Raw genomic sequence first — 15,211 nt, 5'->3', positions numbered from 1 at the left:
TTTAGGGTGGCGGGTGCCTCGGACCGAATAGCTGGCTGGCCGGGCAAGCATTTGGAAGGGAACTGGTGATTACGCCGGGCCCTTATATTTAATAAGAGGAGGACACTCGCATGACCACCCTGACCCGTGCCGACTGGGAACAACGCGCCAAGGACCTGAAGATCGAAGGCCGCGCGTATATCAATGGCGAATACACCGCCGCCGTTTCCGGCGACACGTTCGAATGTCTCAGCCCGGTTGACGGCCGCCTGCTGACCACGGTTGCCAGCTGTGACGTCGCCGACGCCCAGCGCGCCGTGGAAAACGCCCGCGCCACCTTCAACTCGGGTGCCTGGTCACGCCTGGCCCCGGCCAAGCGTAAAGCCACCATGATCCGTTTCGCCGCGCTGCTCAAGGCCAATGCCGAAGAGCTGGCCCTGCTTGAAACCTTGGACATGGGCAAGCCAATCGGTGATTCCCTGGGCATCGACATTCCAGGTGCGGCGCAAGCCCTGAGCTGGAGCGGCGAGGCTATCGACAAGATTTACGACGAAGTCGCCGCCACCCCCCATGACCAACTGGGCCTGGTGACCCGCGAGCCCGTCGGCGTAGTGGCGGCCATCGTGCCGTGGAACTTCCCGCTGATGATGGCCTGCTGGAAACTGGGGCCAGCGCTGTCCACCGGTAACTCGGTCGTCCTCAAGCCGTCGGAAAAGTCGCCGCTGACCGCCATCCGCATCGCCGCCCTGGCCGTTGAAGCCGGTATCCCCAAAGGCGTGCTCAACGTGCTGCCGGGCTACGGCCACACCGTGGGCAAGGCGTTGGCGCTGCATATGGACGTCGACACTCTGGTGTTCACCGGTTCTACCAAGATCGCCAAGCAACTGATGATCTACTCCGGCGAGTCGAACATGAAGCGCGTCTGGCTGGAAGCCGGCGGCAAGAGCCCGAACATCGTGTTTGCCGATGCCCCGGACCTGCAAGCCGCTGCCGAATCCGCCGCTGGCGCCATCGCCTTCAACCAGGGCGAAGTCTGCACCGCCGGCTCGCGCCTGCTGGTGGAGCGTTCGATCAAGGACAAATTCCTGCCGATGGTGATCGAGGCCCTCAAGGGCTGGAAGCCGGGCAACCCGCTGGACCCGGCCACCAACGTCGGTGCGCTGGTGGATACCCAGCAGATGAACACCGTGCTGTCGTACATCGAAGCCGGGCACGCCGATGGCGCCAAACTGGTGGCCGGTGGCAAGCGCACCCTGCAGGAAACCGGCGGCACTTACGTCGAGCCGACGATTTTCGACGGTGTGACCAACGCCATGAAGATTGCCCAGGAAGAGATCTTTGGCCCGGTCCTGTCGGTGATCACCTTCGACAGCGCTGAAGAAGCCGTAGCCATCGCCAACGACACGCCTTATGGCTTGGCCGCTGCGGTATGGACCTCGGATATCTCCAAGGCGCACCTGACCGCCAAAGCGCTGCGCGCCGGTAGCGTGTGGGTCAACCAGTACGATGGCGGCGACATGACCGCGCCGTTCGGCGGGTTCAAGCAGTCGGGCAACGGTCGCGACAAGTCGCTGCACGCGTTCGACAAGTACACCGAACTGAAGGCAACCTGGATCAAGCTGTAAGCAACCCCGCTGATCCCCTGTAGGAGCGAGCTTGTATGGGAGCTGGCTTGCCTGCGACAGCATCACCTCGGTGCAACTGATGTACCGAGGTGCCAGCATCGCGGGCAAGCCCGGCTCCCACACAAGCTCGCTCCTACAGTTCGTTTTACCGTCCACAAATGAGTTATCCACAGGAGCGTGGCAATGCGTTGGGCGACTTACTTTGCCGTCCTGGCTTCAGTACTCAGCGTCGGCCTTGCCCTGGGCGTCAGCATGCCGCTGGTGTCTCTGCGCTTGGAAAGCTGGGGCTACGGCAACTTTGCTATCGGCATCATGGCGGCGATGCCAGCGTTCGGTGTGTTGTTGGGCGCCAAGGTGTCGAGCCGCCTGGCTTCCTGGCTGGGCACGGCAAATCTGATGCGCCTGTGCCTGTGGGCCGGGGCGGTTTCCATCGGGTTGCTGGCGGTATTGCCCAGCTATCCGGTGTGGCTGGTGCTGCGGTTGATGATAGGGGTGATCCTGACCATTGTGTTTATCCTCGGCGAAAGCTGGATCAACCAACTGGTGGTGGAGCAGTGGCGTGGCCGGCTGGTGGCGCTGTATGGCTGTACCTACGCCTTGAGCCAGCTGTCGGGGCCGTTGTTGCTCGGCGTACTGGGCACCGATCATGACTATGGCTTCTGGGTTGGCGTCGGTCTGTTGATCGTTGCGCCCTTCCTGCTGCTGGGGCGTAGCGGGGCGCCGACGGCAGAGGCCTTCAGCGTGACCTTTGGCGACTTATGGGGATTTTGCCGGGGCTTGCCGGCGATCGCCTGGGCGGTGGCATTGTTTGCCGCGTTCGAGGCGATGATTCTGACGCTGTTGCCGGTGTATTGCCTGCAACAGGGCTTCACTGCGGAAGTGGCGTTGGCGATGGTCAGCACCGTGGTAGTAGGCGATGCCCTGCTGCAATTGCCGATTGGTGCGCTGGCCGACTACCTGCCCAGGCGCACCCTGTTTCTCGGCTGTGCGGTGCTGTTGCTGCTGTCGAGCCTGGCCATTGCGCCGTTGCTGGATACCTGGCTGATCTGGCCGATCTGGGTCCTGTTCGGTGCCAGTGCGGGGGGCTTGTTCACCTTGTCGTTGATTCTGATCGGCGAGCGCTACCGTGACGATGCGCTGGTGCGAGCCAATGCCCATATTGCCCAGTTGTGGGGGATTGGTTGCCTGATCGGGCCGCTGGTGGCGGGGGCTGGCAGCCAGTGGATCAGCGGGCATGCGTTGCCGTTGTTGATGGCCGCGGGTGCCTTGGGATTGGTGATTCTGTTGTTGCGCCAAGGCGCGTTTGGCCTCGAGCAACCAGCCTGACCTGGAAATGCGATCAAAACTGTGGGAGCTGGCTTGCCTGCGATAGCGGTGTATCAGTAGCAAATGGGCCAACTGACCCACCGCTATCGCAGGCAAGCCAGCTCCCACAATGGATATTCGTGGTTCTTAGAGCATGCGCTCCAGACCCACGGTGGTGGCAAACCAGGCATTGAACCGGCGCCACCAGCTCCCCGGCTCGCGGCTCAGGGTGTGCATCTGGCCGTTGTCTTCCGTGACCCATACCACCTGGCCATCTTGCAGTTTTGCCTCATAACTCAACGCCGGCGCCATCCCTTGCAGGGCCAGGTTACGAACATGCTCGGCCAGTTCGGGGCTGTCCACCAGCACGCCGACCTCGGTGTTCCACAGCACCGAACGCGGGTCGAAATTGAACGAGCCGATAAACGACTTCTGCCGATCAAAAATCATCGCCTTGCTGTGCAGGCTCGAGTCCGAACCGTGCAGCGAGCGGCTGCCCAGCAGGTGCGGGCCACTGCCGCCACCGTCACCCGGTTGGCGGCGCAGTTCGTACAACTTCACCCCGTGTTCCAGCAGCGCCTTGCGATAGGGCGCATAGCCGCCATGCACCGCCGGCACGTCGGTGGCTTCCAGGGCGTTGGTCAGCAGGCGCACGTCGACGCCTGCGTCCGCGCGGCCGGTGAGGTACACCAGGCCCGGCTGGCCGGGCACGAAGTAGGCCGAAATCATCATCAGCTCACTGTGCACGCCTTCCAGCTCTGGCCCCAGTTGGGTCGTGAGCAGCAGTTGTGGGTCGGGATCGGCCTTGGCCAGGACCTTGCTCGGCGCGTCCCACAGTGCCTGGTTCCAGGCCCAGATCAGTTCCCGGCGCCAGATATCCATGCGTGGCTGGGTCTGGTAGGTCCGCAGGCGGTTATACAGGGCATGGTTTTGCTGGCGCGATTCGGCCAGGGACTTCTCCAGAAGCCCGCGCGCCGTGGCCAGGTCGCGGGAGGACGGGGCGCTGGAGATAAAGTCGGCGATAGGTTTGCTCAGCGCACTGTTCCAGTACTGATCAAAACTGTGGCCCAGTTGCTCGGCCACGGGTCCCACACTGAGCATGTCGATATCGGTGAAGTTCAGGTTGGGCTCGGCATCGAAATACTCATCCCCCAGGTTGCGCCCGCCGACAATCGCCACGCTATTGTCGGCCAGCCATAGCTTGTTGTGCATGCGCCGGTGTTGCAGCGACAGGTTGAACAGCCGGCCCATGGCCCGTGTCACGCCGGTGCTGCGCCCCAGGTGCAAGGGGTTGAACAGGCGGATCTGGATCTGCGGATGTGCAGCCAGTGTGGCGATGATCTGGTCCAGGCCGTCGCTGGTGGTGTCATCGAGGAGGATGCGCACCCGCACGCCACGGTCGGCCGCCGTCAGCAGCTCGTCCACCAGCATGCGCGTGCTGATGCCGTCATGGACGATGTAGTACTGCAAGTCGAGGCTGGTCTGGGCATTGCGGATCAATTCGGCGCGGGCCATGAACGCTTCGCTGCTGTTGGGCAGCAGGCGAAACCCGGAGCGGCCCTGATAGGGCGCGGCCTGGGCCTGGATCGAGCGCCCAAAGGCGGACTGCGTCGCCGGCAGTGCCTCGCTGGGCACCCGGGGCACGTCCAGGGTGGCGCAACCGCCCAGGCCCAGGAACCCCAGCAAAAAGAACGCTAATAGCCGTTGGCTCATCAAGGAGACAGGTTCCGAATCAGGACGGTGGTGGGCATATGACGGTGATTGCTGGCAAAAGGTCAGTCCATCCGCTGTTCGGCTTCGGCGAGCATCTTGCTCGCCGTTGCCCCGACCTTGCGCACCGCCTCTTCAATCTGCGGGGTTGGCTTGGCAGCGTAGTTCATCCGCAGGCAGTTACGGTATTTGCCCGAAGCGGAAAAGATACTGCCTACGGCAATTTGCACCCCCTGCTCGACCAGGGCCCGGTTGAGCCTGAGGGTGTCGAAGCCTTCGGGCAGTTCCACCCACAGCATAAAGCTGCCCTGGGGCCGGCTGGCGCGGGTGCCAGCGGGGAAATAGCGGCTGACCCAATCGAGCATCAGGTCGCGATTGCGCTGGTATTGGGTACGCATGCGCCGCAAATGCGGTTCGAAGTGCCCGTTCTTGAGGAATTCGGCAATGGCGATCTGTGGTTGGGTGGCGGTGGAGCCGGTGCTGATGTACTTCATGTGCAGCACCCGCTCCAGATAGCGTCCGGGCGCTACCCAGCCGATCCGCAGGCCGGGGGCCAGGGTCTTGGAGAACGAGCTGCAGAGTAGGACGCGGCCATCTTCGTCGAAGGACTTGATGGTGCGCGGTCGCGGGTAGCTGTAGGCCAGTTCGCCATACACATCGTCCTCAATGATCGCCACGTCAAAGCGCTGGGCCAGGGTCAGCAGCGCCCGCTTGCGCGCCTCGGGCATGATGTAGCCCAGGGGGTTGTTGCAGTTGGGCGTCAGCTGGATAACCTTGATCGGCCATTGCTCCAGGGCCAGTTCCAGGGCTTCGAGGCTGATGCCGGTGAGCGGGTCGGTGGGGATTTCCAGGGCTTTCATGCCCAGGCCCTTGAGGGTCTGCATGGCGCCATGGAAGCTTGGCGAGTCCACGGCGACGATATCGCCGGGTTCGCAAATCGCGCGGATGCTGGAGGATAAGGCTTCGTGGCAGCCAGTGGTGATCACGATGTCCTGGGCGTCGAGCTGGCAGCCGGAATCCAATGACAGACGGGCTATTTGCTCGCGCAATTCCATACAGCCGTAGATGTTGTCGTAGTACAGGCCCGGCAGGTCCTGGCGGCGACTGACCCGGGCCAGGCTGCGCAGCAAGGGCTTGATGGTCGGTGACATTACATCTGGCATACCGCGGCCCATCTGTATGACGTCTTTGCGCGGCACCGCGCGCACCAGTTCCAGTACCTGGTCCCACTGGGAGATCTCCACCGGGCGCTGGGCCGGCCGACCCACGGCGGGCAGCGCCGGCAGCTCGCGCCCGACGGGCACGAAGTAACCGGATTTTGGCTTTGGAGTCGCCAGGCCGTTGTCTTCCAGTAACCGGTAAGCCTGTTGCACGGTGCTCAGGCTGACGCCATGTTCCACGCTCAGGGCACGCACCGAGGGCAGGCGATCGCCGGGGCGATAGAAGCCTTGCTCGATGCGGGTACCCAGCAATTCGGCGAGGTTGACGTAGAGGGTCATGGCGGTCGCTCCCGGTGGACCAGTACAGATGAAGGGAAAATACAGGATTCAGCCCCTGCATGGCAGTATCTGTATGGATTTAATAAAGGTTGGTTGAATCTGTAATGGTTTTGCCGCGCCATCCATTCTAGTCACTCATGGCAACAGGCAAATGAGGGGCACGACAATGAGTGGCTTGAGCGATGTGCGGCTGGCGCTACACAGTCAGGAACTGGAAGCAGGGCAGGAGCGTGGGCTGACTGGGCTGGCGCCTGGTCAGCCGAGCCGTTGGGAACTGTTCTGGCGCCGTCGCCACACGCGCCAGGCCCTGCTGGACCTGACCCCGGAGCAACTGCGCGATATCGGCTTAAGCGCTGAGCAAGCGCGCCAGGAAGGCTTGAAACCGTTCTGGCGCGGGTGAGTCAGAGCAGTTCTTTCAAGCGGTGCCAGAGCATGCCCAGGGCCAGCAACGGCGAGCGCAAGTGCTTACCGCCAGGGACGGTGACGTGGGGCACCTGGGCAAACAGATCGAAGCGCCCACGGTGCTGGCCGCTAATGGCTTCGGCCAGCAGCTTGCCCGCCAGGTGGGTGGCGTTCAGGCCATGGCCGGCATACGCCTGGGCAAAGTACACGTTGGGTTGGTCGGCCAAGCGGCCAATCTGCGGCAGGCGGTTGGCACCGATGCCGATCATGCCGCCCCATTGGTAGTCGATTTTCACCTCGGCCAGTTGCGGGAAGACCTGGAGCATCTTGGGCCGCATATAAGCCGCGATGTCTTGAGGGTCGCGCCCGGAATAATGGCAGGCGCCGCCAAACAGCAGGCGGCGGTCGGCTGACAGCCGGAAGTAATCCACCGTGACCCGCTGATCACACACGGCCATGTTTTGCGGCAGCAGTTCGGCGGCCTGGGTCGGGCTCAAGGGTTCGGTGGCGATGATGTAGCTGCCGGCGGGCAGCACCTTACCGCTCAGGTGGGGGTTGAGGCCGTTGAGGTAGGCATTGCAGCCCAGCACCAGAGTCTTGGCGCGCACACTGCCGTGGGCGGTATGGACTTTGACTTCAGGGCCGTAGTCGATGCGCACCGCTGCGGAGTGCTCGAACAGCCTGACTCCCAGTTGCTGCGCGGCGGCGGCTTCGCCGAGGGCCAGGTTCAGCGGGTGCAGGTGGCCGGAACCCATGTCGATCATGCCGCCTACGTAACGGTCGGAACCGATCACGCTACCCATCTCCCCGGCTTGCAGCAGGCGCAGTTCATGGCGATAACCCAGGTCGTGCAACTCCTCGGCATCGGCGGCCAGGCCCTGCAGGTCGCGGGGCTTGTTGGCCAGGTCGCAGTAACCCCAGGTCAGGTCGCATTCAATCTGGAAGCGCTCGACCCGCTGGCGCACGATTTCCACGGCTTCCAGGCCCATCAACTTCATCTGCCGCACGCCTTCGGTGCCGACCACATTGGCAAACTGATCAAGGCCGTGGCCGACGCCACGAATCAACTGCCCGCCATTGCGCCCGCTGGCGCCCCAGGCAATCTTGCGGGCCTCCAGCAGCACCACGCTGAAGCCCCGTTCAGCCAGTTCCAGCGCGGTGTTCAGCCCGGAAAACCCACCGCCCACCACGCACACATCGGCGACGACTTCACCCGCCAGCACCGGGTAATCGGGTTGCGGCAGGCTGCTGGCGGCGTAGTAGGAAGCGGTGTGCCGGGCGCTGGCGGTCATGGGGAGCATCCGTGTTTGGAAAATTTGACGCAGGATACAGCGGTCGGGTGAAGCTGTCTCACTCGGGGCTTTTAGGGCAAAATCCACGCCTATTCGCCGTTCGGTATGGGTTTCGATGAGTTGCAACAGCCAGAAAGTCAACGCGCTGCGCCGGCAGATTCCCTCGTTCGAGTGTGTGCCGGGTTGCCATGATTGCTGTGGGCCGGTGACTACATCCACCGAGGAAATGTCGCGCCTGCCGCGCAAGACCGCGGCCGAGCAGGAAGCGGCCATGGATGAGCTGAACTGTGTACACCTGGGGCCCAACGGCTGCACGGTGTACGACGAGCGCCCATTGATCTGTAGGTTGTTTGGTACTACGCCCAGCCTGCCATGCCCCAATAACCGTGGGCCGGTGGAACTGATTCACCCTCGGGTCGAGAAGCAGATCCACGAGTACATGGCGACGACGCGGCAGGTGCTGGTCTGACAGATGTACTCGGTCAAAAGGTGGGAGCTGGCTTGCCTGCGATGACGGTGTGCCAGGCCATGAAAATGGCGGCGGGTTGATCGCTATCGCAGGCAAGCCAGCTCCCACAGGATCAATCCGGGATCGGCAGGTTCAGGCTCTCCTTCACCTCTTCCATCACGATATAGCTCTTGGACTCGCGCACATGGGGCAGCTTGAGCAGGATGTCGCCCAGCAGTTTGCGGTACGACGCCATTTCGGAAATCCGCGCCTTCACTAGATAGTCGAAATCCCCCGAGACCAGGTGGCACTCCAGCACATGGGGCAGTTTCAGCACGGCACGTCGGAATTCTTCGAAGGTATCGCCGGATTTGTAGTCGAGGCTGATCTCGACAAACACCAGCAGGCTACCCTTCAAGTGCTGCGGATTGAGGCGGGCGTTGTAGCCCATGATGATCCCCTCGCGCTCCAGGCGCCGGACCCGTTCGGTGCAGGGCGTGGTCGACAGTCCTACCTTCTCCCCCAGCTCGGTAAACGATATCCGCCCGTCCGCCTGCAGGATGCGCAGGATGTTGCGGTCGATCTTGTCCAGCTCCCGCTTGGTCTGGGTATTGGTCCGCATAGGGGATGCTCCTCCGTGAAAAGGGTTTTTGCCGAGAATTGTCGCCAAATATAGGCACTTATATAGTGAAATGCACTGGTCATTGCTTTTTATACTGCCCACATCTTTGTGCTGAACAACAAACGTCAGCGGTCAAGCCGTGATGAGGATATAAAAATGCGCGTTTTGGTCTTGGGTAGCGGTGTCATTGGTGTGGCCAGTGCCTACTATTTGGCGCGTGCCGGTTTTGAGGTGGTCGTGGTCGACCGTCAGCCGGCCGTTGCAATGGAGACCAGCTTCGCCAACGCCGGCCAGGTTTCGCCCGGCTATGCGTCGCCATGGGCTGCGCCGGGTGTGCCGCTCAAGGCCATCAAGTGGCTGCTGCAGCGCCATGCGCCGCTGGCGATCAAGGCCACGGCCGATATCGACCAATACCTGTGGATGGCGCAGATGCTGCGCAACTGCACGGCCAACCGCTATGCGGTGAACAAGGAGCGCATGGTGCGTCTGTCCGAGTACAGCCGCGACTGCCTCGACGAACTGCGCGCCGAAACCGGCATTGCCTACGAAGGCCGTAGCCTGGGTACTACGCAATTGTTCCGTACCCAGGCGCAACTCGATGGTGCGGCCAAGGATATTGCCGTGTTGAAAGAGTCCGGCGTACCGTTCGAGCTGCTCGACCGCGCCGGCATCGCCCGCGTCGAGCCGGCCCTGGCCAGCGTCACGGATATCCTGGCCGGTGCCTTGCGCCTGCCCAATGACCAGACCGGCGACTGCCAGATGTTCACCACCCGCCTGGCCGATATGTGCAAGCAGTTGGGCGTGGAGTTCCGTTTCGAGCAGGACATTCAGCGCCTGGACCACGCCGGTGATCGTATCAACGGTGTGTGGATCGACGGCAAGCTGGAAACCGCCGATCGCTACGTGCTGGCCCTGGGCAGCTACTCGCCGCAGTTGCTCAAGCCGCTGGGGATCAAGGCACCGGTGTATCCGCTCAAGGGTTACTCCCTGACCGTGCCGATCACCAACCCGGCGATGGCCCCTACTTCGACCATTCTCGACGAAACCTACAAGGTTGCGATCACCCGTTTCGACAACCGCATCCGGGTTGGCGGCATGGCTGAAATAGCCGGTTTTGACCTGTCGCTGAACCCGCGCCGGCGCGAAACCCTGGAGATGATCGTCAACGACCTTTATCCTCAGGGCGGTGATCTGAGCGAAGCCACGTTCTGGACCGGCCTGCGCCCGACCACCCCGGACGGTACGCCAATTGTCGGCGCTACCCCGTTCAAGAATCTGTTCTTGAATACCGGCCACGGCACCCTCGGCTGGACCATGGCCTGTGGCTCTGGCCGCTTGCTGGCGGACCTGATGGCCAAGAAAACCCCGCAGATCAGCGCCGCAGGCCTCGATATTTCCCGTTACGGCAACCCTCAGGAGTCCACAAAACATGTCAATCCAGCGCCAGCTCACCAATGAGCGCATGAGCCAGATCGTTGTCCACAGCGGTACCGTGTATCTGGCAGGGCAAGTCGGCGACGACATGAGTGCCGGGATTGAACAGCAGACCCGCGAGACCTTGGCCAACATCGAGCGCTTGCTGGATCTGGCCGGTACCGACAAAACCAGGTTGCTGTCGGTGACGATCTACCTCAAAGACATCGACGCCGACTTTGCCGGCATGAACGCGGTATGGGACAAGTGGCTGCCAAAAGGTGTCGCACCCGCCCGTGCCACGGTCGAATCGAAACTGTGTGAACCCGAAATCCTGGTCGAGCTGTCTGTCGTGGCCGCTCTGCCTTAAACGATCCCTCTTCCGGTGCCGGCGCTGTCGGTCGGTACCGGTTTTTTCTTCCTACCGCCGCCTAGAAGCCTGCCGCCATGCGTCCTGCCCGTGCCCTGATCGACCTACAAGCCCTGCGCCACAACTACCAATTGGCCCGCGAACTGACCGGGGCCAAGGCCCTTGCCGTGATCAAGGCCGATGCCTACGGCCATGGAGCCGTGCGCGTGGCCCAGGCCCTGGAAGACCAGGCCGACGGTTTTGCCGTGGCCTGTATCGAGGAAGCGCTGGAACTGCGCGCTGCCGGGATTGGTGGGCCGGTATTGTTGCTCGAAGGGTTCTTCGAGGCCGACGAACTGCCGCTGATCATCGAGCATGACTTCTGGTGCGTGGTGCATTCGCTGTGGCAGCTGGAAGCGATTGAACAGGCGCGCCTGAGCAAGCCGCTGACGGTATGGTTGAAGCTGGATTCGGGCATGCACCGGGTTGGCTTGCATCCCAAGGATTATCACGACGCCTATCAGCGCCTGCTGGCCAGCGGCAAAGTGGCCAAGATCGTGTTGATGAGCCACTTCGCCCGTGCCGATGAGCTGGACTGCGCGAGCAGCGATGAACAGGTCACGGTCTTCGAGGCCGCGCGCCAGGGCTTGGCGGCCCAGGTCAGCCTGCGCAACTCGCCGTCGGTGATGGGCTGGCCGAGCGTTTCCAGCGACTGGGTACGGCCCGGCATCATGCTTTACGGTGCGACGCCGTTTGGCGAAGACCAGGCGGTTGCCGCGCGTTTGCAGCCGGTAATGACCCTGGAGTCGAAAGTCATCTGCGTACGCGAGCTGCCTGCGGGCGAGCCCGTGGGTTATGGCGCGCGCTTCGTGACGCCCAAGCCGATGCGTATCGGTGTGGTTGCCATGGGGTATGCCGACGGTTATCCACGGCATGCGCCGACCGGTACGCCGGTACTGGTCGCCGGCCAGCGCAGCCAGTTGCTGGGGCGGGTGTCGATGGACATGCTGTGCATCGACCTGACCGATGTACCCCAGGCGGGTCTGGGTTCGACCGTCGAGTTGTGGGGCAAAAACATCCTCGCCAGCGATGTGGCGACCGCCGCCGAGACCATCCCTTATCAGATTTTCTGCAACCTGCGCCGTGTGCCACGGCTCTATTCCGGCGCTTAGCCGCCAGCTGCAGATGAAGCCCTGCGGGATTCAGACCAAAGTGTTGTAAATACTGAACGCTGTCGCCATGATAACGCTCAATTACAACAAAGCCTGAATCCTAGGAGGCTCCTGCATTGGACGTCGGCGAACGACTGCAATCCATCCGTAAACTGAAAGGTCTTTCCCAGCGTGAACTCGCCAAGCGTGCGGGCGTCACCAACAGCACCATTTCGATGATCGAGAAAAACAGTGTCAGCCCCTCCATCAGCTCCTTGCGCAAGGTGCTGGGCGGCATCCCCATGTCCATGGTCGAGTTCTTTTCCGAGGAGATCCTCCAGGAAAAACCGACGCAGATCGTCTATAAAGCCAATGAGCTGATCGACATCTCCGATGGCGCGGTCACCATGAAGCTGGTGGGCCGGGCACATCCGAGCCGGGCGATTGCGTTTCTCAACGAAATCTACCCGCCGGGCGCCGATACGGGTGAGGAAATGCTGACCCATGACGGCGAGGAAACCGGGATCCTGCTGGAAGGTCGTCTGGAATTGGTCGTGGGCGTCGAAACTTTTGTGCTCGAAGCCGGCGATAGCTACTACTTTGAAAGCACCAAGCCGCACCGTTTTCGCAATCCGTTCGATGTGCCGGCGCGACTAATCAGCGCAGCCACACCCGCGAACTTTTAACAGAAGAGGCGCCCTGCCTACCTTGCAGAGGTGCCCGTAGTTGTATTTCGCCATGCTCAATCTCCCCTTGGATAATAGGGTTGTTTCAGTGAGGCGGCCTAACCGTTATACTTTCGCCGCCTGCGAAACCGTGGCCGCAGGCGTGAATAGCCACCATGAGGGTGAACGCGTGAACCTAATTATGAAAATGCTGGCTGTACCAGCAACCGTACTGGCCCTTTGGGCTGCCAGCGCTCAAGCTGCGACCAATGATGATATTGCCAAGCGCCTTGAACCCGTGGGGAAGGTCTGTATTCAAGGTGAGGAATGCAAGGGCATGGAAGTCGCTGTGACAGCGGGCGGCGGCGGCGCAAAAACGCCGGACGAGATCGTCGCCAAACACTGTAATGCTTGCCACGGCACTGGCCTGTTGGGCGCACCGAAAATCGGTGACACCGCAGCCTGGAAAGAGCGCGCCGATCACCAGGGCGGCCTCGACGGCATCCTGGCCAAGGCCATCACCGGCATCAACGCCATGCCGCCTAAAGGCACCTGCTCCGATTGCTCGGATGACGACCTCAAGGCTGCAATCGAGAAGATGTCTGGTTTGAAATAAACCGATCTTCGCCAAAAAGCCGCTGACCAGCGGCTTTTTTGTGCCCGCAATTTGCCGGCCAAGGCTGTTCATTGCAGCAAAGACCCGGCAAGCTCGGTCCAACCCCTAATCACGGAACGTCAGGAGGGTCGGATGGTGCAGTTGTGTTCAATCGAGCAAGCGGTCGACGACGTACTGGAGCGCCTACCGGCGCATATCCACATGGGTATGCCGCTGGGTCTGGGTAAGCCGAATCTGTTTGCCAATGCCTTGTACCGGCGTATCGCCAAGCTGCCCGAGCGGTCGCTGACGATCTATACCGCGTTGAGCCTGGGCCGCCCGCCGCTGGGTGATGGTTTGCAGAAGCGCTTTCTGGAGCCGTTTGTCGAGCGGGTGTTCGGTGATTATCCCGAGCTGGATTACCTTGCCGCCCTGCGCAAGGACAGCCTGCCGGCCAATATCCACGTGCAGCAGTTCTTCATGCAGCCCGGCAGCCTGTTGCACAGCGCCCAGGCCCAGCAGGACTACGTCAGCAGCAACTACAGCCATGCCGCTCGCGATATCAACGCCGCCGGCCTGAACCTGGTTGCGCAATTGGTGGCCAGCAGCAGTGAGCACCCGGATCGCCTGAGCCTGAGTTGCAACCCGGATATCACCCTCGACCTGTTGCCCATGATCGCCAAGCGCCGCGCGGCAGGCGAGACCATCCTGGTGGTCGGCCAGGTGCATGAAGATTTGCCCTACATGCCCGGTGATGCCGAACTGGGCATGGATCAGTTCGACTTCCTGATCGACGAAAAAGACCGCACCACGCTGTTCTCTACGCCCAACATGCCAGTGGGTTTGCAGGACCACTTCATCGGTTTGCACGCCAGCACCCTGGTGCGCGATGGCGGCACCTTGCAGATTGGTATCGGTTCGATGGGCGACGCCTTGACCGCCGCGTTGCTGGCGCGTCAGGCCGATAACGAGAGCTATCGGCAGTTGCTCACCGACCTGGATGTGTACCAATGGGCGCCGCTGATCAGCCGTGAGGGTGGGGTCGAACCGTTTGCCCGGGGCCTTTATGGTTGCAGCGAAATGTTCGTCAACGGCCTGCTGGTGCTGGCCGATGCCGGGATTGTGCGGCGCAAGGTGTACCCGGATGTGGCGACGCAGGAGCAGGCCAACGCAGGCCTGCTGGACGATGCGGCGCAGCCCGATGGCATATCGATCCACGGTGGGTTTTTCCTCGGCCCCCGCAGTTTTTACCAGCGCTTGCAGGAAATGACCCACGCCAAGCGTCTGGAATTCAACATGACCCGCATCAGCTATATCAACGAGCTGTACGGGCAGGAAGAACTCAAGCGTTTACAGCGCGTGGATGCGCGGTTTATCAACAGCGCGATCATGGTGACGCTACTGGGTGCAGGCGTTGCCGACCAACTGGAAGATGGCCGCGTGCTCAGCGGTGTGGGTGGGCAATACAACTTTGTCGCCCAAGGCCATGCGCTGGAGGGTGCGCGCTCGATCCTGATCCTGCGCAGTTGGCGCGAATCGGCTGGCGAGGTCAGCTCCAATATTGTCTGGGAGTACGGCCATTGCACGATTCCACGGCACCTGCGCGATATCGTGATCACCGAATACGGTATCGCTGACCTGCGCGGCCAGACCGACGCCAAGGTGATCGAGGCGTTGCTCAATATCACCGACTCACGGTTCCAGGCCGACTTGATCGAACAGGCGCAAAAAGCCGGCAAGTTGCCCAAGGACTTCCAGCTCGACCCACGCTTTGCCGACAACACTCCCGAGCGTTTGCAGGCGGTGCAGGCGCGGCATTCAAGGCTGTTTCCGGAGTATCCGCTGGGCAGTGATTTCACTGATCAAGAGCGGGATTTGTTGCGCGCGCTGAACTGGCTCAAGAGCAAATTCAAGCTGACGGAGATTCTGGAGTTGGGCAAGGCGGCGCTGGATGCACCGGAACCTGCGGCGTTTCCCGAGCATCTGGTGCGCATGCGCCTGGATAAGCCTGAGGGGTTTAAAGAGGATCTGTATCAGCGCCTATTGCTTGCTGGCCTACAGGCCACCGCACACTGATAGGTAACACAAGGCAAATGTGGGAGCTGGCTTGCCTGCGATGAGGGCCTGACAGTCGACATCTCTGTCGCCTGACACTG

The 15,211-nt window shown here is 61.8% G+C and carries 14 protein-coding genes; 10 read left to right on the top strand and 4 right to left on the bottom strand.

Annotated features, from left to right (window positions below):
* The first annotated feature begins 110 nt into the window (after nucleotides 1–110).
* Together BHC62_RS01495 and BHC62_RS01490 are read left to right on the top strand one after the other, a co-directional pair.
* On the top strand, nucleotides 111–1,604 hold the full coding sequence (locus tag BHC62_RS01495; RefSeq protein WP_029289792.1) for an aldehyde dehydrogenase: 1,494 nt from the start codon (nucleotides 111–113) through the stop codon (nucleotides 1,602–1,604).
* A gap of 183 nt (nucleotides 1,605–1,787) precedes the next feature.
* Nucleotides 1,788–2,930, top strand: coding sequence for an MFS transporter (locus tag BHC62_RS01490; protein ID WP_070994050.1), 1,143 nt, complete (start codon nucleotides 1,788–1,790; stop codon nucleotides 2,928–2,930).
* A 126-nt stretch (nucleotides 2,931–3,056) separates the two neighbouring features.
* On the opposite strand, the gene BHC62_RS01485 is transcribed toward BHC62_RS01490, so the two are convergent.
* The gene (locus BHC62_RS01485) at nucleotides 3,057–4,622 is read right to left on the bottom strand and encodes a phospholipase D family protein (RefSeq protein WP_029289787.1); all 1,566 of its coding nucleotides are present in this window, start codon (nucleotides 4,620–4,622) and stop codon (nucleotides 3,057–3,059) included.
* A 62-nt stretch (nucleotides 4,623–4,684) separates the two neighbouring features.
* On the bottom strand, nucleotides 4,685–6,118 hold the full coding sequence (locus tag BHC62_RS01480) for a PLP-dependent aminotransferase family protein (RefSeq protein WP_029289785.1): 1,434 nt from the start codon (nucleotides 6,116–6,118) through the stop codon (nucleotides 4,685–4,687).
* A 166-nt stretch (nucleotides 6,119–6,284) separates the two neighbouring features.
* Between BHC62_RS01480 and BHC62_RS01475 the strand changes: the two genes are divergently transcribed.
* Nucleotides 6,285–6,518, top strand: a complete 234-nt coding sequence (locus BHC62_RS01475) for a DUF1127 domain-containing protein (RefSeq protein WP_029289783.1) — start codon at nucleotides 6,285–6,287, stop codon at nucleotides 6,516–6,518.
* 1 nt (nucleotide 6,519) lies between these two features.
* Here the strand turns inward: BHC62_RS01475 and BHC62_RS01470 are convergent, their stop codons facing one another.
* Nucleotides 6,520–7,812: an FAD-binding oxidoreductase gene (locus BHC62_RS01470; protein WP_070994049.1), complete on the bottom strand. Its 1,293-nt coding sequence runs from the start codon at nucleotides 7,810–7,812 to the stop codon at nucleotides 6,520–6,522.
* Nucleotides 7,813–7,927: 115 nt separating this feature from the next.
* Between BHC62_RS01470 and BHC62_RS01465 the strand changes: the two genes are divergently transcribed.
* Entirely contained in the window at nucleotides 7,928–8,281 is a 354-nt protein-coding gene (locus tag BHC62_RS01465) for a YkgJ family cysteine cluster protein (protein WP_029289779.1), read from the top strand.
* A gap of 112 nt (nucleotides 8,282–8,393) precedes the next feature.
* Here the strand turns inward: BHC62_RS01465 and BHC62_RS01460 are convergent, their stop codons facing one another.
* Complete coding sequence (locus BHC62_RS01460; RefSeq protein ID WP_003206849.1) at nucleotides 8,394–8,882, bottom strand: Lrp/AsnC ligand binding domain-containing protein; 489 nt, start codon at nucleotides 8,880–8,882, stop codon at nucleotides 8,394–8,396.
* A gap of 156 nt (nucleotides 8,883–9,038) precedes the next feature.
* Between BHC62_RS01460 and dadA the strand changes: the two genes are divergently transcribed.
* The 6 genes from dadA (at nucleotide 9,039) to BHC62_RS01430 (ending at nucleotide 15,131) form a co-directional block, all read left to right on the top strand.
* On the top strand, nucleotides 9,039–10,340 hold the full coding sequence (gene dadA / locus BHC62_RS01455) for a D-amino acid dehydrogenase (protein ID WP_029289774.1): 1,302 nt from the start codon (nucleotides 9,039–9,041) through the stop codon (nucleotides 10,338–10,340).
* Nucleotides 10,312–10,665 carry a RidA family protein gene (locus BHC62_RS01450; protein WP_029289772.1) on the top strand — a complete coding sequence of 118 codons (354 nt, stop codon included), beginning with the start codon at nucleotides 10,312–10,314 and terminating at the stop codon, nucleotides 10,663–10,665. Before dadA ends, BHC62_RS01450 begins: the two co-directional genes overlap by 29 nt.
* 77 nt (nucleotides 10,666–10,742) lie before the next feature.
* Complete coding sequence (gene alr / locus BHC62_RS01445; RefSeq protein ID WP_070994048.1) at nucleotides 10,743–11,816, top strand: alanine racemase; 1,074 nt, start codon at nucleotides 10,743–10,745, stop codon at nucleotides 11,814–11,816.
* A gap of 116 nt (nucleotides 11,817–11,932) precedes the next feature.
* Nucleotides 11,933–12,481: a cupin domain-containing protein gene (locus BHC62_RS01440; RefSeq protein WP_029289768.1), complete on the top strand. Its 549-nt coding sequence runs from the start codon at nucleotides 11,933–11,935 to the stop codon at nucleotides 12,479–12,481.
* A gap of 181 nt (nucleotides 12,482–12,662) precedes the next feature.
* Nucleotides 12,663–13,076 (top strand): cytochrome c5 family protein, encoded by a 414-nt coding sequence (locus BHC62_RS01435; RefSeq protein ID WP_070994047.1) that lies wholly within the window; start codon nucleotides 12,663–12,665, stop codon nucleotides 13,074–13,076.
* A gap of 132 nt (nucleotides 13,077–13,208) precedes the next feature.
* Nucleotides 13,209–15,131: an acetyl-CoA hydrolase/transferase C-terminal domain-containing protein gene (locus tag BHC62_RS01430; RefSeq protein ID WP_070994046.1), complete on the top strand. Its 1,923-nt coding sequence runs from the start codon at nucleotides 13,209–13,211 to the stop codon at nucleotides 15,129–15,131.
* Nucleotides 15,132–15,211 lie beyond the last annotated feature (80 nt).

The organism is Pseudomonas sp. 06C 126 (assembly GCF_001855215.1).
GTDB classification, from domain to species: domain Bacteria; phylum Pseudomonadota; class Gammaproteobacteria; order Pseudomonadales; family Pseudomonadaceae; genus Aquipseudomonas; species Aquipseudomonas proteolytica.
Note: the sequence above shows the minus strand (reverse complement) of the source record. Positions and strands in the feature narration are given on the sequence as shown.